Annotated in this window: 20 protein-coding genes and 1 pseudogene; 13 read left to right on the top strand and 8 right to left on the bottom strand. The window is 72.3% G+C overall.

The genetic code is table 11. The features are described from left to right. Positions 1 to 50: 50 nt before the first annotated feature. Positions 51 to 293 (top strand): annotated as a pseudogene (locus OG440_RS01795) (SGNH/GDSL hydrolase family protein); the annotation flags it as partial. Positions 294 to 319: 26 nt separating this feature from the next. On the opposite strand, the gene OG440_RS01790 reads toward OG440_RS01795, so the two are convergent. Next, the gene (locus OG440_RS01790; protein WP_406005038.1) at positions 320 to 793 is read right to left on the bottom strand and encodes an MSMEG_6728 family protein; all 474 of its coding nucleotides are present in this window, start codon (positions 791 to 793) and stop codon (positions 320 to 322) included. An 85-nt stretch (positions 794 to 878) separates the two neighbouring features. Next, a complete protein-coding gene (locus OG440_RS01785; RefSeq protein WP_406005037.1) occupies positions 879 to 3,155 on the bottom strand; it encodes a catalase in 2,277 nt (758 codons plus the stop codon). Between the two features lie 258 nt (positions 3,156 to 3,413). Between OG440_RS01785 and ppk2 the strand changes: the two genes are divergently transcribed. Next, a complete protein-coding gene (ppk2, locus tag OG440_RS01780; RefSeq protein WP_406005036.1) occupies positions 3,414 to 4,370 on the top strand; it encodes a polyphosphate kinase 2 in 957 nt (318 codons plus the stop codon). A gap of 70 nt (positions 4,371 to 4,440) precedes the next feature. Here ppk2 and OG440_RS01775 read toward each other — a convergent pair whose 3' ends face one another. Continuing rightward, positions 4,441 to 4,887 carry an excalibur calcium-binding protein gene (locus OG440_RS01775; RefSeq protein ID WP_406005035.1) on the bottom strand — a complete coding sequence of 149 codons (447 nt, stop codon included), beginning with the start codon at positions 4,885 to 4,887 and terminating at the stop codon, positions 4,441 to 4,443. A gap of 290 nt (positions 4,888 to 5,177) precedes the next feature. Between OG440_RS01775 and mscL the strand changes: the two genes are divergently transcribed. The 5 genes from mscL to OG440_RS01750 all read left to right on the top strand — a co-directional run bounded on the left by mscL (position 5,178) and on the right by OG440_RS01750 (position 8,267). Next, positions 5,178 to 5,630 carry a large conductance mechanosensitive channel protein MscL gene (gene mscL, locus OG440_RS01770; protein WP_406011223.1) on the top strand — a complete coding sequence of 151 codons (453 nt, stop codon included), beginning with the start codon at positions 5,178 to 5,180 and terminating at the stop codon, positions 5,628 to 5,630. 69 nt (positions 5,631 to 5,699) lie between these two features. Next, positions 5,700 to 6,149 carry a phage holin family protein gene (locus tag OG440_RS01765; RefSeq protein WP_406005034.1) on the top strand — a complete coding sequence of 150 codons (450 nt, stop codon included), beginning with the start codon at positions 5,700 to 5,702 and terminating at the stop codon, positions 6,147 to 6,149. Continuing rightward, positions 6,146 to 6,640, top strand: coding sequence for a DUF3618 domain-containing protein (locus OG440_RS01760; protein ID WP_406005033.1), 495 nt, complete (start codon positions 6,146 to 6,148; stop codon positions 6,638 to 6,640). Before OG440_RS01765 ends, OG440_RS01760 begins: the two co-directional genes overlap by 4 nt. Positions 6,641 to 6,746: 106 nt before the next feature. Beyond that, a complete protein-coding gene (locus OG440_RS01755; protein ID WP_406005032.1) occupies positions 6,747 to 7,604 on the top strand; it encodes a DMT family transporter in 858 nt (285 codons plus the stop codon). A gap of 189 nt (positions 7,605 to 7,793) precedes the next feature. Beyond that, positions 7,794 to 8,267, top strand: a complete 474-nt coding sequence (locus tag OG440_RS01750) for a hypothetical protein (protein ID WP_406005031.1) — start codon at positions 7,794 to 7,796, stop codon at positions 8,265 to 8,267. A gap of 22 nt (positions 8,268 to 8,289) precedes the next feature. Here OG440_RS01750 and OG440_RS01745 read toward each other — a convergent pair whose 3' ends face one another. The 3 genes from OG440_RS01745 to OG440_RS01735 form a co-directional block, all read right to left on the bottom strand. Then, the gene (locus tag OG440_RS01745) at positions 8,290 to 9,135 is read right to left on the bottom strand and encodes a hypothetical protein (RefSeq protein ID WP_406005030.1); all 846 of its coding nucleotides are present in this window, start codon (positions 9,133 to 9,135) and stop codon (positions 8,290 to 8,292) included. Between the two features lie 132 nt (positions 9,136 to 9,267). Further along, positions 9,268 to 10,497, bottom strand: a complete 1,230-nt coding sequence (locus OG440_RS01740) for a PP2C family protein-serine/threonine phosphatase (RefSeq protein ID WP_406005029.1) — start codon at positions 10,495 to 10,497, stop codon at positions 9,268 to 9,270. A 193-nt stretch (positions 10,498 to 10,690) separates the two neighbouring features. Beyond that, a complete protein-coding gene (locus OG440_RS01735) occupies positions 10,691 to 11,887 on the bottom strand; it encodes a PucR family transcriptional regulator (RefSeq protein WP_406005028.1) in 1,197 nt (398 codons plus the stop codon). A gap of 150 nt (positions 11,888 to 12,037) precedes the next feature. Here OG440_RS01735 and OG440_RS01730 point away from each other — a divergent pair, with 150 nt between their 5' ends. From OG440_RS01730 to OG440_RS01720, 3 genes are all read left to right on the top strand, one after another. Continuing rightward, positions 12,038 to 13,537, top strand: a complete 1,500-nt coding sequence (locus OG440_RS01730; protein ID WP_406005027.1) for a long-chain-fatty-acid--CoA ligase — start codon at positions 12,038 to 12,040, stop codon at positions 13,535 to 13,537. A 95-nt stretch (positions 13,538 to 13,632) separates the two neighbouring features. Then, complete coding sequence (locus OG440_RS01725; RefSeq protein WP_406005026.1) at positions 13,633 to 13,926, top strand: hypothetical protein; 294 nt, start codon at positions 13,633 to 13,635, stop codon at positions 13,924 to 13,926. 806 nt (positions 13,927 to 14,732) lie between these two features. Continuing rightward, on the top strand, positions 14,733 to 15,191 hold the full coding sequence (locus OG440_RS01720; protein ID WP_406005025.1) for an SRPBCC family protein: 459 nt from the start codon (positions 14,733 to 14,735) through the stop codon (positions 15,189 to 15,191). Positions 15,192 to 15,256: 65 nt separating this feature from the next. Here OG440_RS01720 and OG440_RS01715 read toward each other — a convergent pair whose 3' ends face one another. Further along, positions 15,257 to 15,430, bottom strand: a complete 174-nt coding sequence (locus OG440_RS01715) for a hypothetical protein (protein ID WP_406005024.1) — start codon at positions 15,428 to 15,430, stop codon at positions 15,257 to 15,259. A 25-nt stretch (positions 15,431 to 15,455) separates the two neighbouring features. Further along, complete coding sequence (locus OG440_RS01710) at positions 15,456 to 15,812, bottom strand: PRC-barrel domain-containing protein (protein ID WP_406005023.1); 357 nt, start codon at positions 15,810 to 15,812, stop codon at positions 15,456 to 15,458. A 402-nt stretch (positions 15,813 to 16,214) separates the two neighbouring features. Here OG440_RS01710 and OG440_RS01705 point away from each other — a divergent pair, with 402 nt between their 5' ends. The 3 genes from OG440_RS01705 to OG440_RS01695 all read left to right on the top strand — a co-directional run bounded on the left by OG440_RS01705 (position 16,215) and on the right by OG440_RS01695 (position 19,064). Continuing rightward, positions 16,215 to 17,477: a PP2C family protein-serine/threonine phosphatase gene (locus OG440_RS01705; protein ID WP_406011222.1), complete on the top strand. Its 1,263-nt coding sequence runs from the start codon at positions 16,215 to 16,217 to the stop codon at positions 17,475 to 17,477. Further along, positions 17,477 to 17,848, top strand: a complete 372-nt coding sequence (locus OG440_RS01700) for an STAS domain-containing protein (RefSeq protein WP_406005022.1) — start codon at positions 17,477 to 17,479, stop codon at positions 17,846 to 17,848. The genes OG440_RS01705 and OG440_RS01700 overlap by 1 nt, the downstream gene beginning before the upstream one ends. A gap of 127 nt (positions 17,849 to 17,975) precedes the next feature. Beyond that, positions 17,976 to 19,064, top strand: a complete 1,089-nt coding sequence (locus OG440_RS01695; RefSeq protein WP_406005021.1) for a hypothetical protein — start codon at positions 17,976 to 17,978, stop codon at positions 19,062 to 19,064. The last annotated feature ends 123 nt before the right edge of the window (positions 19,065 to 19,187 follow it).

Genomic DNA, 19,187 nt, shown 5'->3' with positions numbered 1-19,187 from the left:
GACCGGGCCCCCGGACCTGCGGAGCCGCCATGCACCCCCGCCCCACGAGCCCCGGCAAAGGCTGGTCGGAGTGGGACCCGGCCGCCGAGTCCGCGCGCCAGGACGTCAACATCTTCATCCGGAGCGGCGGGGCCTTCGACGCCGGCGCCGACTTCGACCGCGTCCTGCGCAGCCCCTACGACCCCGAGCGGATCCTGCCCTTCTTCGACGGCGGCGACCATCTGCACCCCAACGACAAGGGGATGCAGGCGATGGCCGACGCCCCGGACCTCACGGCACTCGACTGCGCCTGACGGGAAGCCGTACGGAAGGAGGAGCCTCACGCCTCGCGGGGCGCGGTCCGGTCGGACGCCGGCCAGACGTACGGCAGATCGTCGGGCACGCCGGGGAACAGCGCCCCGTAGAACTCGGGATCCTTGCGCACGAGCGCCGAGCGGTGACTGCGGTGGAACGCGGGATCGCCGAGCCACGGCGGCAATTCCCCCGCCTCGGCGAGCCGTTCCTGGGTGCGGATGCCGTCCGGCTCCCCGGCGAAGCCGGTCACCAGGGAGGCGGCGCAGGTGTCCGCGCGTCCGGTCGCCGTCCACACACCGCAGACCTCCAGGCCGTAACGCACCAGCGCCTCCTCGTACCCGGTCCACATGCGCACGGCCGGGTGGTGGCGCCATCCGTAGCCGGCGACCGTCAGGCCCCGCAGCACCTGGAGCGCCTCGACGCGCTGTTTGCCCAGCCGGCGGGAGTCCAGGGCGGCGGCCGACGCGGTGAAGTCCGGGTACGGCAGAAAGGTCTGCATGGTCCAACCCCCGTAAGGCGGCAGTGTTCTTGCCACGCGGCCGGGGCGGCACGCCGATCGACGGGTGCCGCCCCGGCCGGACCACTCAGGCCGCGGTGAACCTGTCCCACGCGCGGTGTCCGCCCAGCAGGGGGACGAGCTGCTCCAGCGCGGCCGTACCGGTGTCGCCGACCACCACGCCGGGTGCGCCGGTGGGGACTCCGGCCCCTTCGAGAACGGCTTCGCCGCCCGCCCAGGCGCCGACGGCCTTGCCGTGCCGGAAGGCCTCGGACACCAGCAGGGTGACCCGCGGATCGCCCGTCAGCTGCTGCGCGGCGGCGGGGAACGCCTTGGCGTCGCGTGCGCCGTACGCGTCGCTGCCCACGCCGGGCAGACCGGCCAGCAGCACCGCGTCGAACTCGACGGACCGTGCGGTGGCGTACGTGCGCTGCACGGTCACCGCGCCCTCACCGGAGCCGAGGACGCCACCCGCCTGGGCGACGACCAGCGGGACCATGCCGGCCTCGACGACCGCCTCCCGCACGGCGCGTACACCGTCCAGGTCGCCGTCCGGGCCGACGACGATACCGATCACGCGGCCGTCCGTCGGCCAGGTACGCCCGAGCTGCGACAGGGCCGGACTGGGCTCGACGTCGGCCAGGGGCACGGTGGGCGCGGGCGCCGGCAGCCCGAGGCCCGTCGCCACCTCGCCGCACAGTTCCGGGTCGATGTTGGCCAGGACCTGCAGGGCCCGCTCCCGGATGGCCTGTTCGTAGCACTTGCCGAGTTCGAAGGTGTACGCGCCGATGATGTGCTCGCGCTCCAGCGGGGACATGCTGAGCCAGAACCGGCGGGGCTGGCTGAAGTGGTCGGCGAACGACTCGGGCGCCTCGCGAACCCTGGTGCTCTCCGGCACGCGCACCGGCGTCTCGATGAACGCCCCGGTGTCCGCCCCCGCGAGGAACGGACAGCCGCCGTCGAGCGAGTTGGGCCGGTAGGGGGCGACGCCCCGGTGCACCGCCGTCTGGTGCATGCCGTCACGCTGCATGTCGTTGACGGGCGCGTGAGGACGGTTGATGGGCAGCTGCGGGAAGTTGGGGCCGCCCAGGCGGGTGATCTGGGTGTCGAGATAGGAGAACAGCCGGCCCGCGAGCAGCGGGTCGTCCGTGATGTCGACGCCCGGTACGAGATGGCCGACGTGGAAGGCGACCTGCTCGGTCTCGGCGAAGAAGTTCGACGGGTTGCGGTCGAGGGTCAGCAGCCCGACCGGCTGCACGGGCGCGAGCTCCTCGGGCACGAGGTTCGTCGGGTCCAGCAGGTCGATGCCCTCGAACATCTGGTCCGGGGTGTCGGGGAACGTCTGGATGCCCAGTTCCCACTGCGGGTAGGCGCCCGCCTCGATGGCGTCCGCGAGGTCGCGCCGGTGGAAGTCGGGGTCGACGCCGTTGATGATCTGCGCCTCCTCCCACACCAGCGAGTGCACACCCAGCTTGGGCTTCCAGTGGAACTTCACCAGCGTCGTCGAGCCCTCGGCGTCGACCAGCCGGAACGTGTGGACGCCGAAGCCCTCCATCGTCCGGTACGAGCGCGGGATGCCCCGGTCGGACATGTTCCACAGGGTGTGGTGGGTGGCCTCGGTGTGCAGGGTGACGAAGTCCCAGAACGTGTCGTGCGCGCTCTGCGCCTGCGGGATCTCCCGGTCCGGGTGCGGTTTGCCGGCGTGGATGATGTCGGGGAACTTGATCGCGTCCTGGATGAAGAAGACGGGCATGTTGTTCCCGACCAGGTCGAAGACGCCTTCGCTGGTGTAGAACTTCGTCGCGAATCCCCGGGTGTCCCGCACGGTGTCGGACGAGCCCCGCGACCCCAGCACCGTGGAGAAGCGCACGAACACGGGCGTCTCCTCGTCCTCGGCGAGGAACGCGGCCTTGGTCACCGAGGCGGCCGTGCCGTAGCTCTGGAACGTGCCGTGCGCCGCGGCGCCCCGGGCGTGGACGACGCGCTCCGGGATGCGCTCGTGGTCGAAGTGCATGACCTTCTCGCGCAGATGGTGGTCCTGGAGCAGCACAGGCCCGCGGGGCCCGGCCTTGAGCGAGTGGTCCGTGTCGTGCAGCCGGGTGCCCTGGGCGGTCGTGAGGTAGCTGCCGGACTGCGCCATGCGGGCCTGGTCGGCGCCCGTCGGCTGCCCGGTCGGCGACACCGTGTCGGGGCCGCTCTGGTCCGGCTTGGGCGGCAGCGGGTCGCGGGGCTCCGTCGGCTCGGCGACGGACGGGGACTCGGGCGCCGGCTTGCCGGGGATGCCCTCCTCCGGCGCCCCGCCGTCTCCCTGGAGGCTGTCGGTGATCTTCTGGGCAGCCCTCTTGATGGGGTTGGTCTCACTCATGGGATGACAGTCCTCCGATGTGAACCGAAAATGTATAAAAAGGACATTTGGTGTGCCACGCTCTCACGGCCCGGAGGGCCGCGCACCAGGCGCGCACCGATGGGGTGAACGCCGTGTCGCCGGGTCCGGTCGAACCATGGGGGTTTCCGTGCAGGGCCGGACCAAACGGCTTTTCCGGCAGGTCATCCGCGTTTGGGTCGGTCACCCGCACGGAACCCACCGAACGCGAACGACGCATTCCGAGGAGGCGCGGAACCGATGGACGGTGAAGAGGTCGAGGGCCGGTTGCTCGACGGACTGACGGTGGACGACCGCAGACCGGAACAGCCGGTGCTGCTGGACGGCGAACGTCAGCCGATCACGACGTGGCGGGAGAACTATCCCTACGACCGCAAGGTGAGCCGCAAGGAGTACGAGCGCACCAAACGCGTCCTGCAGATCGAACTGCTCAAACTCCAGCGCTGGGTCAACGACACCGGCGCCCGCCTGGTCGTGATCTGCGAGGGGCGGGACGCGGCGGGCAAGGGCGGCACCATCCAGCGGTTCACCGAACGCCTCAATCCCCGCGGCGCGCGGATCGTGGCCCTGGGCAAGCCCACGGACCAGGAGAAGGGCCAGTGGTACTTCCAGCGGTACGTCAACCATCTGCCCGGGCCGGGTGAGATCGTCTTCTTCGACCGCTCCTGGTACAACCGGGCAGGCGTCGAACGGGTCATGGGCTTCTGCACGCAGCACGCGTACGAACTGTTCCTCAAGCAGTGCCCGCTCTTCGAGGAGATGCTCGTCGAGGACGGCGTCATCCTGGTGAAGTTCTGGTTCTCGGTCTCCCGGGCCGAGCAGCGGACCCGGTTCGCGATCCGCCAGGTCGACCCGGTACGCCAGTGGAAGCTCTCACCCACCGACCTCGACTCCCTCGACCGCTGGGACGAGTACACCACCGCGAAGGTGGAGATGTTCCGCGTCACCGACACCGCGCACGCCCCCTGGACGGTCGTCAAGAGCAACGACAAGCGTCGTGGCCGCCTGGAGGCCATGCGCAGTCTGCTGCACCGCGTCGACTACGCGGCCAAGGACCCCGAAGCGGTCGGCAGCCCGGACCCCCTGGTCGTCGGTGCCGCCGCCACCCTCCTGGAGCCGGGCGAGGAGGACACCGTCCTGTCGCCGACTCCGCTGACCGAGGGCCCCGGGCGGCATCCCGGGGGCGAGGTCACCTGAAGCGTGGTGCGGGTCCGTCCGCCCGTGGTGCCCGCACCGCGCTTCCGGACGAGGCCCGGCCGGCGTCGATTCAGAGGCGGCGCCGGCGTCGCGTCACCCAGGCGGCGGCGGCCAGCAGGCCCGCCGCCGTCAGGCCGGCGCCGGCGCCGATGTCCCAGCCGGACGGTCCCGCGCTCACGGCGCCGCCGACGCCACCCCGCACCCCGAGGCTGGGCACCGCCGTGGGGCTGATCGCCACCGGGGCGACGCCGGTCGGCACCGGCGCGGGAATGCTCGTGGCGGGCACGAGGGTCGGCGGCGACCGGTGAGGGAGGACCTCGCAGGCGATGCCGTCGTCGGGTCCCTGGTCCTCGTCGAGGCGGTTGGGGTCGCTGATGTTCCGGTCGAACTCCGCCTGGGCGTCCTCCTGGTAGGTGAAGTCGCGGCAGTCGAGGTCCTGGGCGTGGGCGACTCCGGACAACGGAGCGAAGGTCATGATCGTCGCGGCTATGCCGGCGACGACGGTGCGATGGGGCATGGATGTCTCCTCCCGGCCGGGGGGCCGTCGCTCCGACGCTAGGCAAGGACCGGCGCCCTCGCGCGGGGCGGGCGGCCATCCGGGTGGAGGCGCCCGATTCGCCGGTCCGCCGCAGGTGGTGTGGCCGGCGTCGGCGCGGCAAGACGTCCTCCGACCGCCGCGACCACCGCGCGACCCGCCGCCCGACCGCCGAGGGAGGGGCGAGGGGCGGTTGGGGGAGGGGCGGGGAGCGGCGAAGGCGCGAGAACAGCCGGGCTGGGCCGAAAGGAGCGGAGTGCATCGTGAGGGATCTGCTGGGAGGGTTCCGCAGCTTCATACTGCGCGGAAACGTGGTCGACCTGGCCGTGGGCATCGTGATCGGCGCGGCTTTCACCGCACTCGTCAACGGCTTCGTGAAGGCGTTCCTGACCCCGATCGTGGGCTTCGCGACCGGGGCGACGGGCGACTACAGCCGCAGGACCTTCGCCGTCGGCGGAACGGTCTTCCCGTACGGGAGCTTCGTGAACGCCGTCATCAGCTTTCTGCTGATCGCCTGCGTCCTGTACTTCCTCGTCGTCCTGCCGATCAACAAGCTGCACGAACGTTTCGCCCCGCACCAGGACGTCCAGGCGGACAAGCGGGACTGTCCCGAGTGCCTCAATCCGGTGCCCGCCCGGGCGCGCCGCTGCGGGTTCTGCACGAGCGACCTGGAGCCCCTGCCCGACACGGCCGGCGCCGGGGAGACGCGGGCACAGGCCGGATAGCCACCGTTCCACGGCGGGGATGTCTTTCCCGCCGGTCACCGGGTACCCGGTCGGCACCGAGAGGAAGGGGTGAAGGCGATGGCTGAAGCAGGACGGTACGGCGGCAACGGCGAGCGTGGCGTGCGGACCGCCGACCACGGCGAGTCGGTCGGCGAACTGGTGCAACGCGCTTCGCAACAGCTGACCGAGCTGGTGCGCGGCGAAATGCAGCTCGCACGGGCGGAAATGGTCGAGAAGGGCAAGCGCTACGGCAAGGGCGGTGGACTGTTCGGCGGGGCCGGACTCTTCGGCTTCCTCACCCTTCAGGCGCTGGTCGCCACCGCGATCGCCGCGATCGCGGTACCGCTCCCGGTGTGGGCCGCGGCCCTGATCGTCACGGCCGTGCTGGCGGTGATCACCGCCGTGCTGGCCCTGATCGGCAAGAAGCAGGTCGGCGCGGCCGCCCCACCGGTGCCCGAGCGGACCGTCGACAGCGTGAAAGCCGATGTGTCGGAGATCAAGGAGAGTGCACGACGATGACCCAGCCACCCCACGACGAGCCCACCGCGACCGACCCCGAGGAACTGCGCCGGCAGGTCGAGCAGACCCGCCACGAACTCGGCGCGACGGTCGAGGCGCTGGCCGCGAAGACGGACGTCAAGGCCCGCGCCCAGGAGAAGGCGACCGCGTTGAAGGAGCAGGCCGGCACCACGGCGGCGCATCTCAAGGAGCAGGCCGGCAGCACGGCGGCGCACCTGAAGGATCAGGCCGGCAGCACGGCGGCGCATCTGTCCGAACAGGCCAGGACGAAGGCGACCGAGGCGGCCCATCTGCTGGAGGAGAAGGTTCCCGCCCCGGTCAAGGACACGGCCGCGGCGGCCGCCGCCCAGGTCAGGGCCAAGGCCGGACAGGCCGACCAGGTGTGGCAGGACAAGGCGCCCCGACAGGTGCGCGACCACCGTGGCGCCCTTCTCGGCGCCGCCGCGGCGGTGACCCTCGCCTACCTGCTGCTGCGCCGCGGCAGGAAGTAGCCTGCGCCGGTAAGCAGCCGAAGACACGACGGGCGCCGCCGGCCCACCGGGCGGGCGGCGCCCTTCGGTGGACCGGCGAGTCGGGCAGGACGGGCGAGGTGGAGTCTTGATGGTGCTCGCCGTGGTCTTCGCCGTCCTCGGCGCCGTCAGCAACGCGGTGGGCACGGCCTTCCAGCGCAAGGCCGCCTCCACGGTGGAGCAGGGTGGCGGAGTACGGCTGCTGCTCGCCCTCGCGCGGCGGCCCGCCTGGGCGATCGGTATCGCGGGTGTGGTGGGCGCCGCCGTGTTCCAGGCCCTGGCCCTCGTCAACGGCCCCATGGCGCTGGTCCAGCCCCTGTTCATCCTCGAACTCCCCTTCGCGCTGCTGCTGGCCGTGCCCCTCATGCACCGCCGGCTGTCGGCCGAAGGCTGGTGGGCGGTCGGGGCGGTGGTGTTCGGACTCGCCGTACTGCTGGCGTCGGCGGCTCCCTCCGGCAGCCGGGAGCAGGCCTCCATGGCGCGCTGGATCCCGGTCCTGGCGCTCACCCTGGGAGCGATGGCCGTGGCGTTCCTGCTCGCGCGCTCCGCCACCTCACCGTTGTTCCGCGCCGCAGCGCTGGCCTCGGCCGCGGCGATCGGCAACGCCCTGACCGCCGCCCTGCTGAAGTCGGCCACGGGACGCCTCGCCGACGAGGGCCTGCCCGCGTTCCTCACCACCTGGCAGACCTACGGCTTCGCGCTCACCGGCGTGCTGGCCCTCCTGCTGCTGGAGAACGCCCTGCAGGCCGGCCCCCTGGTCGCGTCACAGCCCGCGCTGACCATCGGTGACGCGGCGGTGAGCCTGCTGCTGGGCGTGGCGCTGTTCGACGAGAGCATCCGCACGGGCTGGTGGCTGCTGCCCGAGGCGATCGGCGCACTCCTCATCCTGTGGGCCGTGGTGCGGCTGACCCGGGTGGTGCCCCACCTCGTCGACGTCGTGCGCTGAACCCGGCGCGACCCGGCCGATCCGGCCCGTGAGCGGTTCGATCCCGTCCGATCGGGTCTGATCGGATCCGAACGGTCCGATCGGGTTCGACGGTCGCTCATCCGGACGGCACGGACGGTGCCGCCGCCCCTGCCGTGCTGTGCTGATCCGGACAGGTCCGCAGCCCCGGGCGCGAAGGAAGTGGCGAAGATGGACGAGCTCCACGGTCCGGACGACGAGCACCGGCGTCCCCCGGGTGTCGGCGACGAGACGGTGGAGGCGCTCGGCTCCCTGTCCAAGGCATTGGAGACGGTCGAGCGCGCCCGCGGGCACCTCTACTCGTTCCACCAGCTCACCGGAACGGCGGACCTGGAACTGGACCGCGCCGTCGCGCTGCTGCGCACGGCGGGCCACGACACCTGGGCCGACCGCGTCGAGACGGAGATCCTGGGCCGCAATGTCATCCCCGGCCACTGGACCTTCCAACTCGTCGAGGCCTACGACGGGACGTACTACCGAGCGTTCAGGCAACTGGAACACGAGGCGGTGCAACAGCTCGCCCAAGGGCGCGACCACCTCTACGAGGCGGAGATGAAGGAAGGCCGCCGCACCCGCGGCCACCCCGATCACACGGCGCGGCCCGAGACCCCCGGCACCCGCGACCCCTCCGCCCCTTTCGACTGATCCGATCCCCGGACGTCCTGTGTCAGAGGCCGGCCGACGCGGAGGCCCTGGCGTGGCGGGCTTCGATGCGGGCGACGACTCGTTGCCTGGCCAGTCGGCGCGCGGCACGGAGTCTGGCCTCGGCGGCCAGGACAGGGATGTACAGCAGCCATCCCCACAGGCTGAAGGCGACCACTCCACTGGCGGTCAGGGACCGGTTCACGGCAAAGGACGCGAGGAAGGTCGCCGCGTAGGCCGCGCCGCGGTGTGCCAGCAGCAGACGCAGGGGAGCGTTGCGTCGGCCCTGGAGGAGCTCCGTCGCCGCGGCCAGTTCGGCCGCGCGCAGGTCCTCGCCGTCCGGCGTCGTGGCCGAGCCCGTCGTGGTGCCCGAACCGCCGTCGGCGGGCGCGCTCGACGCCTTGCCGACCTGCCTGCCCAGGTCGTCGATCTCCGCCTGTGTGGTCTGCGCGGCCGTGAAGGAGGCGGCCACATCGTCCCAGTAGCCCCGGCCGGCCCATCCCAGCGCGGCGTCGACCCGCTGGCGGTGGGGTGAGCCCTCGGGGGCGAGCTCGTCGACGCGGGCGCGCAGGGTGACGGCCCGCCCGGCTCTGCCGGGATAGTCGAAGGCATCGGCTCGCAGACACAGTTCGAGGTAGCACACGAGCAGCCCGAGGTCGTCCGGGTCCAGTGTCAGGCCCTGCCGGTAGGCGTCCTCCGCCTCGGCGTCGTGGTCGTCGTCGTCCTCGGCCGCATGCGCCTGGCCGAGCCACCGGTACAGCGCGACGTCCGGACCCGTCTCCCGCAGGCCCTCCTGCGCGGTGCGCCGTACGGCCGCGTAGCCCCCAGCGGCGAACAACTCCGAGCACCGCTGTGCGTACTGCTGATCCACTTCCCACCCCCGTCATCGGCAGGATGCACCTTCGGTCATCACTGTGCCCGGCGTCAATTCGAGCCTCTCACCAGGGCGGACGCCTGTTCCGTGACGTCGGCCGGTCCGGGCCGTGGCGGGGCTCGGGGCCGGTCACAGGCGCAGGACGATCAGGGCCGCGTCGTCGGTGGTGCCGGTGGTGGGGAGGAGATCGGCGAGGAGGGCGTCGGCCAGGGGCTCGGGGGCCGAGTGCCTGTGGTGGGTGAGGGAAGCGGCGAGGCGTGCCAGGCCCGCGTCGATGTCCTCGTCGCGGCGCTCGATCAGGCCGTCGGTGTACAGGACGAGGGTGGCGCCCTCGGTGAAGCCGGTGCGGGCCTCGGGGCGGGGGAGGTGTTCCGGGCGGGCGGCGAGCGGGGGGTCGGTGGCCTGGTCGAGGAAGGTGACGGTGCCGTCGTGGTGCACGAGGGCGGGCGGCGGATGGCCGGCACAGCTGTACGTGATGGTGTGGCTGTCCCAGTCGATGAAGGTCGTCACGACGCTGGTGGCCTCGGCGCCTTCCACGAAGCGGGCGTAGAGACCGAGGGCCTCCACCGCCTGGGCCGGGCCGCCCGCCACCCGGCAGGCGGCGCTCAGGGCGCTGCGCAGCTGGCCCATCGTGCAGGCGGCCGCGAGGCCGTGCCCGACGACGTCGCCGACGGCGACCGCGAGGTTGTCGCCGGGCAGGTCGACCAGGTCGTACCAGTCGCCGCACACGTTCAGCGCGCCGACCGCTGGCCGGTAGCGCACGGCCGCGGCGTGCGGCCCGGTCGGGCCGGGCGCGGGCAGCATCGCCGCCTGGAGGGCCAGGGCGACCTCCCGCTCATGGGCGTGTGCCCGGCGGAGCCGTTCGTTGACCTCCTGCAGCTCTCGGGCCCTGGTGTACAGCTCGGCCTCCAGCACCCGGGCCCGTTCCCCGCCGTTCGGGCCGCCGCGGGCGTGGATGAGCTCGGTGACCTCCTCGACCCGGTGCACGACCAGCGCCACGTGCCCGTCGGGGCCCTGGACGGGCGCGTTCACCGGGCTCCAGTAGTGCTCGCGCCATACGCCGGGCAGCTGGGGATCCTCGATGTCGTAGCGCAGCAGTGCCATCGTGTCGCGCTCACCGGTGGCCACCACCCGCAGCATCGACTCCCGGGTCTCCCGCATGCCGGCCGCGGCCGGGTCGTTCGGGTTCTCCGGGAAGACGTCGAAGATGTAGCGGCCGAGCAGCTGCTCGCGGGTGCGTCCGGCCAGCCGCAGGAAGTCGTCGTTGGCGTCGGCGTAGATCAGGTCCGGCGTGAGGAGCGCCACCATGCCGGGCAGGGCTCGGAAGACCGCCACATAGTCGATCAGTGGTTTCCGCATGTCCTGCCGCCTGTCTCGGTGCCGAGCGTCACTGTGCCGTTCCACGATAGAAGGGAGATCGCCGCGGGGCCCGGAAACCGCGTCTCCCGAGCACGACGCGTTCCCCGATCACGGACGGCGCAACCGGCGGCGGTCGGCGGCCTCCCGGTCGGTGGGCAGGTGCCGCTGACGCGGGCTTGGCCGCTCGGTCGCGTCAGTCCGTGGGGGGCGGCTGCCCGCCCGGGCCGATGCCGGCGTTGCGGACGGCGAGGAGCGCCGCGCCGATGTCGGCCACCGCGCGCGGGTCGGAGAGGGACCGTCCCGTCAGCTGCTCGATACGGCGCAGCCGGTAACGGACGGTGTTGGGGTGGACGAAGAGGCCCCGGGCCGCGTCGCCGGCCGAGCCGGCGGCGCCGAACCACTGCTCCAGGGTCTCCAGCAGGCGGGCACGCTCCGCGGCCGGGAGCTCGACCAGGGGCCGGAGGACCACTCCCACGAGATGCGCCGCCTCCGCCGGAGCGGCGGCCACCACCATGGCGAGCGGGTTGTCGTCGAACCGTGCGACGCCGTGACCGGTGCCCCGCAGCCCCGCCAGGGCCAGACGCGCGAAGCGCAGCGCCTGTGGAGTGTCCCGCAGGGAGGAGAAGCACGGGCTGACGCCGACGCGGGCCCGGGCGTGCCGCAGCAGGCGCAGGCAGGTGCTCTCCGCCGCCGACGTGGGCAGGGCGATCACGCCGATCTGGTGGTCGGGCAACAACCGCCAGGCCGAGGGCAGTCGGTCCTGCCGCAACAGGGCTTCGATGCCCGCCAGCGGCTCCTGCCCGGGAGCGCCGGCCGCCGCCGCGGCCACCGCGTAGGGGCCGTGCTCGGGCAGGCCCAGCTCGCGGGCTGCCTCCCACAGCGTGGTCCGGTCCGCGATGACGCCGGTGAACAGCGCCTCCACCAGTGCCGAGCGCCGGGCGTGCCGCTGCGAGGTCAACTCGGCGGAGGTCTCCCGGTAGGCCGCCGCCACCGCCTCCGCGTACAGGCCGAACAAGGCCCAGATCTCCGCGGACTGGGAGACCAGCTGGTCGTCGGAGACCTCGGGGTGCGTCCGCGACTCCAGCAGGATCTCCGTCCACAGCAGTTCGAAGCCGACCCGGTACGCGTGCAGGGTGTCCGCCAGCGGCACGCCCTGTTCGGCGCGCACCCGGCCGGTCTCGCGGGCCGGGCTGGGGTCAGGTGCGTCCGCGTGACCGAGGTGGCTCAGGACGAGGTCCGCGTTGGCGGTGCACGAGCGGCGCAGCGAGTCGAAGGGGATCAGCGACTCCTCGTCGTAGGCGTCGACGTCCGAGCGGATACGCTGCGCGATCCGCTCACCCAGCTCCGGAAGTCTGGAGTGAAGCGCCGCGGCCACGCCGGAGATGTCCATTCGCGCAGCCTAACGCCTGGGTTTTGTTCCCCGGGACAATCCGGGAGGGGTGGCGCTGTCCTGCCGCCCATGGTCCGTCGCCGTGCGTGGCAGCACGATGTCGCGGAGGTGAACAGCGGATTTCGACGGTGACGTTCGTGGAGGCGGGTCATGGCCAATCTGGCGCAGTTCCTGGTGGAGACGGCACAGCGGCAGCCGGGGCGCCCCGCGCTGCGTCTGGGCGAGCAGATCATCAGCTACGCGGAGCTGGACGAGCGCAGTGCCCGCGCCGCCGCGCTGCTCCGGGCCGAGGGCGTGCGGCCGGGTGACCGCGTCGCGCTGATGCTGCCCAACGTCCCCGAGTTCGTCGTCCTGTACTACGGGGTGCTCCGCGCCGGGGGGATCGTCGTACCGATGAACCCGCTGCTGAAGACGCGGGAGACGGCGTACCACCTCGACGACTCCGGGGCGGCGCTGCTGTGCGAGTGGCACCAGGCGCCGGGAGAGGGCGCCCAGGGCGCGGCCGTCGCCGGAGTACGGCACCTGGCCGTCGAACCCGCCGCCTTCGCCGCGCTGCTGGCCGGGCACGAGCCGTTGCCCGAGACGGCCGAAGCCGGCGTCGACGACGTGGCCGTGCTCCTGTACACCTCCGGTACGACCGGCCGCCCCAAGGGTGCCACGCTCACCCACGGCGGGCTGCGGCACAACACCGAGGTCAACACGGTCCACGTCCAGCGCATGACGCCCGAGGACGTGGTGGTGGGCTGTCTGCCGCTGTTCCACATCTTCGGCCAGATCTGCACGATGAGCGTGGCCGTGCGCGCCGGCGCCTCTCTGACACTCATCCCGCGCTTCGAACCTCAGGCTGTGCTGGACGCCATCGCCCGCGACCGGGCCACCGTCTTCGAGGGCGTTCCCACGATGTACGCGGCGCTGCTTCAGCACCCCTCGCAGGCGGACGTGTCGACGCTGCGGATGTGCGTGTCCGGCGGGGCCTCGCTGCCGGTGGAGGTGCTGCACGGCTTCGAGCGGCGCTTCGGCTGTGCGGTGCTGGAGGGCTTCGGCATGTCCGAGACCAGCCCGGTGGTCACGTTCAACCACCCCGACCGGCCGCGCAAGGCCGGCTCCATCGGCACCCCGATCCGTGACGTGCGGGTGCGACTGCTCGACGAGAAGGGCCAGGACGTCGAACCGGGCCAGGTGGGCGAACTGGCCGTGCGCGGCCCGAACGTGATGAAGGGTTACTGGAACCGCCCCGAGGAGACGGCCGCCGCCATCCCGGACGGCTGGCTGCGCTCCGGCGACCTCGCACGGCAGGACGAGGACGGCTACCTGTACATCGTGGACCGCAAGAAGGACATGATCATCCGCGGCGGCTACAACGTCTACCCGCGCGAGATGGAGGAGGTCCTGCACGAGCATCCGGCCGTCGCCCTGGCCGCCGTGGTGGGCGTGCCGCACACCCACCTGGGCGAGGAGATCGCGGCCGCCGTCGTCCTGCGCCCGGGCGCCCACGCGACCCCGGACGAGCTGAGGCAGTTCGTCAAGAGCCGGGTGGCGGCGTACAAGTATCCCCGCGAGGTGTGGCTCGTGGACACCCTGCCCACCGGCCCCAGCGGCAAGATCCTCAAGCGCGAGATCACCGCGCCCGTCGGCCCGGAGCGCGGCTGAAGCGGATACCTGGCGGGGGAGCGGGTCGAGGCGCCCGCGCCGGGCCGACGTTTCCATAAACAATGAAGTGCGCGGATCGGGGTACCAGGGCCCACATGGCACAGAAAACTGATCACCTCGAATCCGTGCGTGCCGTGCGGCAGCTGCGGCGCATCCGCCCCGTCTACGCGGGCGGTGCGGCCCTGTGGGCGGCGTCGGCCGCCTGGACGGGCTGGGAGGACCCCGGGAGCCGGCAGATGTGGGTGTCGGTGCTCTTCCTGGTGGTCTTCGCCGGTCTGCTGGCCGTGACCTCGCTGTGGCTGTGGCGTCAGCAGACGGCCGGCGAGGGCAGGTCCGTGCACCACGCCGCCCCCCGAAGGACGGTCGCCCACCGCCACGCCAGCGCCTGAGGGCCCGACAACTCCTCGGCCACGCAGACGGGGCCCGCCGCACACGCGCCGGGCCCCGTCTGCGTGCCGGGCCCCGATCCTGCCGGGAGGGCCCCGTCCTGCGTCGCGGCGTGGCGTGGCGTCGACGATCCTCGGCTCAACGAACCGTGCGGGCAAGGTTCTTACGGGGATCTGACGTGAGCCCTCTACACCTTCAGTACTCCTGTCACTTCGGCAACTCTGGTCACGCAAGCCCCCGGACTCGAGGAGCCCCCACGTGAGCAGGCACCACAAGCGCAGGTCGAAGCTTCAGAGGAGGCCGACCGTCTTCGGCGGCGGCACGGTGGCCATCGCCGCCTTGGTGGCCCACGGTCGACGTCGCCTCCGCTCGTCCATGTGCGGAACGCCGCCTCGGGCACGGTGGACGGTTTCCGCGTAGGCCGCGACGGAGCCCTCACCAAGGTCACGACGGTCACCGGTCTGCCCGCCTTCGCCGAATCCGGCATGGAGGGCATCGCCGCGGTGTATCGAAGCTGCCTCCGCGGCAGAACGCCCCGGGCCCGCCCACCGCGTGCCCGGGGCTTTTCGTGGAACGCCCCGCCCGCATCGCACGGGCCTCCTGCCCCTGACCTCGGATCGCACCCCTGGCGATCTCGTCCGACGCCCGGGCGCCCTCCGTCCACGACTTCGCCGTGCACGCTCGCGGCGAATTGCCGATTGCCGGGCGGGGTGTTCGGTGGTCCTATGGGGTCGCGGCGCCGCCACGGCACGACGGGCGGCACGGCATGGCCTTCGCGCGCGTGCGACTCGACCGATGGGGAGTACTCATGTCAGGACAGTTCGAAGCGACGGTGGAGGTCGATCGGGCTGTCGAGGAGGTGTTCGCCTACCTCGCCGACGGACGTAACGACCCGCAGTTCAGTCCCCGGGTGCTCAGGATCGAGCGGATCCCCGAGACCCCGACCACGGTCGGCACCGTCTTCCGCAGCACGGTCAAGGACGCCGGCATGAAGACGACCCGGGAATTCCGTATCACCACCCTGGAAGCCCCGGCGAAGATCCGGTGGACCGAGGTCTCGAAGAACACCGTGACGGTACGCGAAGGCGGTTACGACCTGGAGCCGCTGCCCGGTGGCGGAACCCGGGTCCGTATCTTCAACGTGCTCGAAGGCCACGGGCTGGGCAAGCTCCTCGTCGGCCTGGCGCTCGCCGCCGCCCGCAAGGACGCGCCCGGATTCGGCGCCCGCATCAAGGCGGCGGCCGAGGCCGCGATCGTGCCGCGCTGACGACCGAACGCCCCGCGCTGACGACCTACCGCCCCGACCGGACGCTTCGTCCGGCACCGACCGGATCAGCGGACGATACGGTGTTTGCGCCCGCCGCGGCGGAACCGCAGCGCGGCATAGCAGAGATCGGCGAGCAGGACGACGGCGCCGATGATCAGCAGATAGAACAACCCGTGGACCGCGAATCCGATGATGCCCAGGACGAGGGCCACGAGGATCAGGAACAGAAACAGGCTCATGGGGTCTCCCGGCGGCCTCGATGTGTCAACGACGGGCGAGGCGTCGCTCGCCGCCGACGCCCGGCGCGTAGTCCAGTTCGTAGTGCGCGAAGACCTTCGGCTCCTCAGGGGCGTGCAGTTCCCCGTCGAGGTCGATCGACGGGGCCTTCCTCACCGCGTTCTTGTCGTGCGCGACCTTCAGGTAACCCGGACCCACCGTCGCCCCGAGGAGCGGTACGAACACCAGACGGCGACGGGTGGGCAGACCGACCGTCACCGTGGCGAAGCACGGCATGTCGGTCCCGGTGTCCACGTAGACCGACTCCAGGACGCCGATCTTGTGCCCCTGCGGGTCGACCACGTCGTGACCGCGCCATTCACGGATATCGCTTGCCTCGAACATGAGCTACCTCCGCTGGTGCGGGTACCCGCGTTCGCGTCTCCGATGTGTTGCGCACACGCCATGCCACAGCCGTACACGCGGGAGGTCCACGGAACGTCACGGCCGGGATGGGGGAGGGGCGGGACGGAAGGCGCGAGGTGCCGCACCCGCCGTCCGACCCCACCCGCCGTCCGACCCCACCCGCCGTCCGACCGCACCCGCTGTCCCACCGCTCCGGCCGTCCGGCCGCCCCGGCCACCCCGCCGCCGTGGGTTCGCCGGCGCCTGCGTCCGCGCGCCGCGACGGGGTACCCGGGGGCGCAGGAAGATCCCGGAGCCGCCTCCGTCCGAAGGGGACATCGGAAGGGAACACCGGAAGGGGAGGAGGGTCGTGGACGTCGACCGCGAGGCGGGTGGGCGGGCGATGCTCGCCGGTCTGCTGGACGCGGGCCATCTGATGCCTCTCGACGAGTTGCCGAAGAGGGCCGGCGAGGCCGCCCTGTTCGCCGGCTTCACCGATGTGTGGATCTACGTGGCGGACCTCCAGCGCTACGCGCTGCACCTGCTGCCCGGGCCCGACGGGGCCCCGCCGGACGGCGAGAGCGAGATCCGGATCGAGGGCACCGCTCCCGGGCGGGCCTACCAGTACGGCCGGCTCACGTCCGCCGCGCCGCAGGAGGCGCCGGGAGCCGACTGGTGGGTGCCGTTGGTGGACGGCACCGAGCGGCTGGGGCTGCTGCGCGTGCGGTCCGTCGTCGACGATGTCCGCGCCCGGAAGGACGTGGACGCTCTCGCCGCGCTCGTGGCGCTCCTGATCACCGCCAAGCGGACCTCCAGCGACACGCTGGCCCGCCTGGTGCGGACCGAGCCGCTGAACATCGCGGCCGAGATGGCCTGGAACCTGATGCCGCCCAGCACGTACGCCGACGGGCGGGTCGTGATCTCCGCGTCGCTGGAACCCGCCCACCGGATCAGCGGTGACGTGTACGAGTACGCCCTCGACGGTCCGCTCGTCCATCTGAGGCTCTTCGACGCCATGGGGCACGACACGGCCGCAGGCTTGTGCGGGGCCTTGGCGCTGGGGGCCTGCCGGAACTCCCGGCGACAGGGTGCCGGGCTCGTCGCCGAGGGCGAGGCCGTGGAGGCCGCCTTGATCGACCAGTACGCGCAGCGCCGTTACGTCACCGGCATCCTGGCCACTCTCGACACCCGCACGGGCGTGCTGAGCTGGGTCAACCGCGGTCACCAACCCCCGATCATCATCCGTGGCAATCGCTGGAGCAGCCACCTGCGCTGTCCGCCGGCCCACCCCATGGGCACCGGGTTGGGGCTGGCCAGCACGGTCTGCCGCGAACAACTGCAGCCAGGTGACCGCGTCGTGCTCTGCACCGACGGCATCACCGAGGCCCGCCGCCCCGGCGAGGGCGAGTTCGGCCTCGAACGCTTCACCGACTTCCTCATCCGCCGTCACGCCGACGGTCTGCCCGTCCCCGAGACCCTGCGCCGCCTCATCCAGGCCGTCCTCGACTACCACGACGGGGAACTCCAGGACGACGCCACCGTGCTGATGTGCGAGTGGCTCGGCCCCGCCGTGGACGACACGGCACCCGCGGCGGCCCTGACCGGTCTGGCGGCCACCGCCGACCCGCCCACCGCACACACCGCCCAGCAGGGGAGCAACCGGTGATGAACTCCGCCCTGCGCGTCGATGTCACCGACACCCGCGGGCAGACGACCGCCCTCGCCGTGGCCGGTGAACTGGACCTGAACACCGCCGACGTCCTGTACGACGCCGTGGCGGAGGTCCTCGGCGGTCACCGCGCCGCCATCCTCGACCTGAGCGGTGTCACCTTCTGCGACTCCTCCGGCCTCAACACCCTCCTGCGCCTGCGCCGCCGCACCCAGGAGACCGGGGGCCGACTCGTGCTCGCCGCCCCGCCCGCGCAGATGCTGCGCCTGCTGACCATCACCGGCGCCCGCACCATCTTCACCATCCACGGCAGTCTGGCCGAGGCCTGGGAGACGCCGCCCCCGGCCGCCACCCCTCCCACGGCGTGAGCGGACCCGTCAGCCCGCCGATCCGCCCCCGTGCAAGCGAAACGCACTGTGAACAGCACGGACGCGGATCCAAGAAGGCCACGCGGACGCCTACCGGCCGTCACCTTGGGCCGACACGATCGCCCGTATGACGATCACCACGGGCGCGCCGCCCACGCAGCACACCCCCGCCGCCCTCGCGCGGGGGTTCCTGACGGGAGGCGTGGTCGGGGCCTCCCTGGCCGCACTCGTCGTCGGCGGCATCATCGAGAGCGTGCCGCTGTTCGTCACGGGGCTGGGACTGCCCGCGGTGTACGGGCTGCTCCTCTTCCTCGCCGGCAGGCCACGGCGCCTGCGGGAGGCGGCGGTCGTACCCCGTACGGCCCTCGCGAAGATCGAGAGCCTGCGAGCCGTCGGGGGCGAGTCGAGCGACGTACCGGTGCGCTTCGACCTCACCGTCGCACCGGACGAAGCGCCGGCGTACCGGGTCGAGATCAGGCAGGAGATCAACCTCGTCGATCTCCCCGACTACCGGCCGCACGGCGTCGTGGTGGTGCAGTACCCACCGGACCGGCCGGGACGGGCGAGGATCGTGAAGCGGCCGAACCCGGAGTGGGTGGACCGGGCGGCCGGGGCCCGCCTCGACTCGGCGCCGGGGCCGGCCGTGGACAGTGATCCGACCGAGGGCTGTGTCTCCGGCTTCGCCTCGCTCCTGGGCCTGCTGCTCGGCGCGGCCGTCGTGCTCGTGCTGTTCCGGGCCGAGCTGTTCGGCCAGGACGCCGTCGAGCAACCGCCGTCCGCGAAGCCGTCCGTCTCCTCCACGTCGTCCACCACGGTCGTGTCCTCGGCCTCCGGCACGGTCGCCCTCGGCCCGGACCGGTCGCTGCTCGACAAGGGCGAACTGCGCCGGGCCGTCGACTCGCTCACCCAGGGCAAGGGCACCCGCCGGGCCCTCACCGTCGTCGTGCAGGAACGCCTGCTGTCGGTCGTGTTCGCCCCCACCGGCACGGAGGCCCTCGGGTTCGACCCGCGCTCCCTGCCCTGCGAAAAGATCCCGGCCCTGGTCGAGGAGGCCACCGGCACCCTGGGTGTGGCGGCCCCACAGGCCTGGCAACTCACCGCCGAGGGACTCACCGGCTCGCTCACCCTCAGGATCACCGTGACCGGCCCCGACGGCACGGCGATCCTGGAGGCGGACGGAGCGGGCACGGTGGTGCGGCGTACCCCGGCACGCTGATCCGGTGCCCGCGCCGGACCAAGCGGGTCATCGGCGTTCCGCCGTGCCGTGTGCGGATGCGTGAACGGCCCGGCGGCGCGAGTCTGTGAGGTGGGGACGCCCGATCCACGCGTATGCCCCTGT

Origin of the sequence: Streptomyces sp. NBC_00637, from assembly GCF_045161545.1 — a bacterium.
Classification (GTDB): domain Bacteria; phylum Actinomycetota; class Actinomycetes; order Streptomycetales; family Streptomycetaceae; genus Streptomyces.
Note: the sequence above shows the minus strand (reverse complement) of the source record. Positions and strands in the feature narration are given on the sequence as shown.

What these genes read in the sequence shown, in the direction of transcription:
- OG440_RS01790 (WP_406005038.1), bottom strand. Translation starts at nt 793, where the DNA reads ATGCAGACCTTTCTGCCGTACCCGGACTTCACCGCGTCGGCCGCCGCC.
- OG440_RS01785 (WP_406005037.1), bottom strand. Translation starts at nt 3,155, where the DNA reads ATGAGTGAGACCAACCCCATCAAGAGGGCTGCCCAGAAGATCACCGAC.
- ppk2 (WP_406005036.1), top strand. Translation starts at nt 3,414, where the DNA reads ATGGACGGTGAAGAGGTCGAGGGCCGGTTGCTCGACGGACTGACGGTG.
- OG440_RS01775 (WP_406005035.1), bottom strand. Translation starts at nt 4,887, where the DNA reads ATGCCCCATCGCACCGTCGTCGCCGGCATAGCCGCGACGATCATGACC.
- OG440_RS01760 (WP_406005033.1), top strand. Translation starts at nt 6,146, where the DNA reads ATGACCCAGCCACCCCACGACGAGCCCACCGCGACCGACCCCGAGGAA.
- OG440_RS01750 (WP_406005031.1), top strand. Translation starts at nt 7,794, where the DNA reads ATGGACGAGCTCCACGGTCCGGACGACGAGCACCGGCGTCCCCCGGGT.
- OG440_RS01740 (WP_406005029.1), bottom strand. Translation starts at nt 10,497, where the DNA reads ATGCGGAAACCACTGATCGACTATGTGGCGGTCTTCCGAGCCCTGCCC.
- OG440_RS01735 (WP_406005028.1), bottom strand. Translation starts at nt 11,887, where the DNA reads ATGGACATCTCCGGCGTGGCCGCGGCGCTTCACTCCAGACTTCCGGAG.
- OG440_RS01730 (WP_406005027.1), top strand. Translation starts at nt 12,038, where the DNA reads ATGGCCAATCTGGCGCAGTTCCTGGTGGAGACGGCACAGCGGCAGCCG.
- OG440_RS01725 (WP_406005026.1), top strand. Translation starts at nt 13,633, where the DNA reads ATGGCACAGAAAACTGATCACCTCGAATCCGTGCGTGCCGTGCGGCAG.
- OG440_RS01720 (WP_406005025.1), top strand. Translation starts at nt 14,733, where the DNA reads ATGTCAGGACAGTTCGAAGCGACGGTGGAGGTCGATCGGGCTGTCGAG.
- OG440_RS01715 (WP_406005024.1), bottom strand. Translation starts at nt 15,430, where the DNA reads ATGAGCCTGTTTCTGTTCCTGATCCTCGTGGCCCTCGTCCTGGGCATC.
- OG440_RS01710 (WP_406005023.1), bottom strand. Translation starts at nt 15,812, where the DNA reads ATGTTCGAGGCAAGCGATATCCGTGAATGGCGCGGTCACGACGTGGTC.
- OG440_RS01705 (WP_406011222.1), top strand. Translation starts at nt 16,215, where the DNA reads ATGCTCGCCGGTCTGCTGGACGCGGGCCATCTGATGCCTCTCGACGAG.
- OG440_RS01700 (WP_406005022.1), top strand. Translation starts at nt 17,477, where the DNA reads ATGAACTCCGCCCTGCGCGTCGATGTCACCGACACCCGCGGGCAGACG.
- OG440_RS01695 (WP_406005021.1), top strand. Translation starts at nt 17,976, where the DNA reads ATGACGATCACCACGGGCGCGCCGCCCACGCAGCACACCCCCGCCGCC.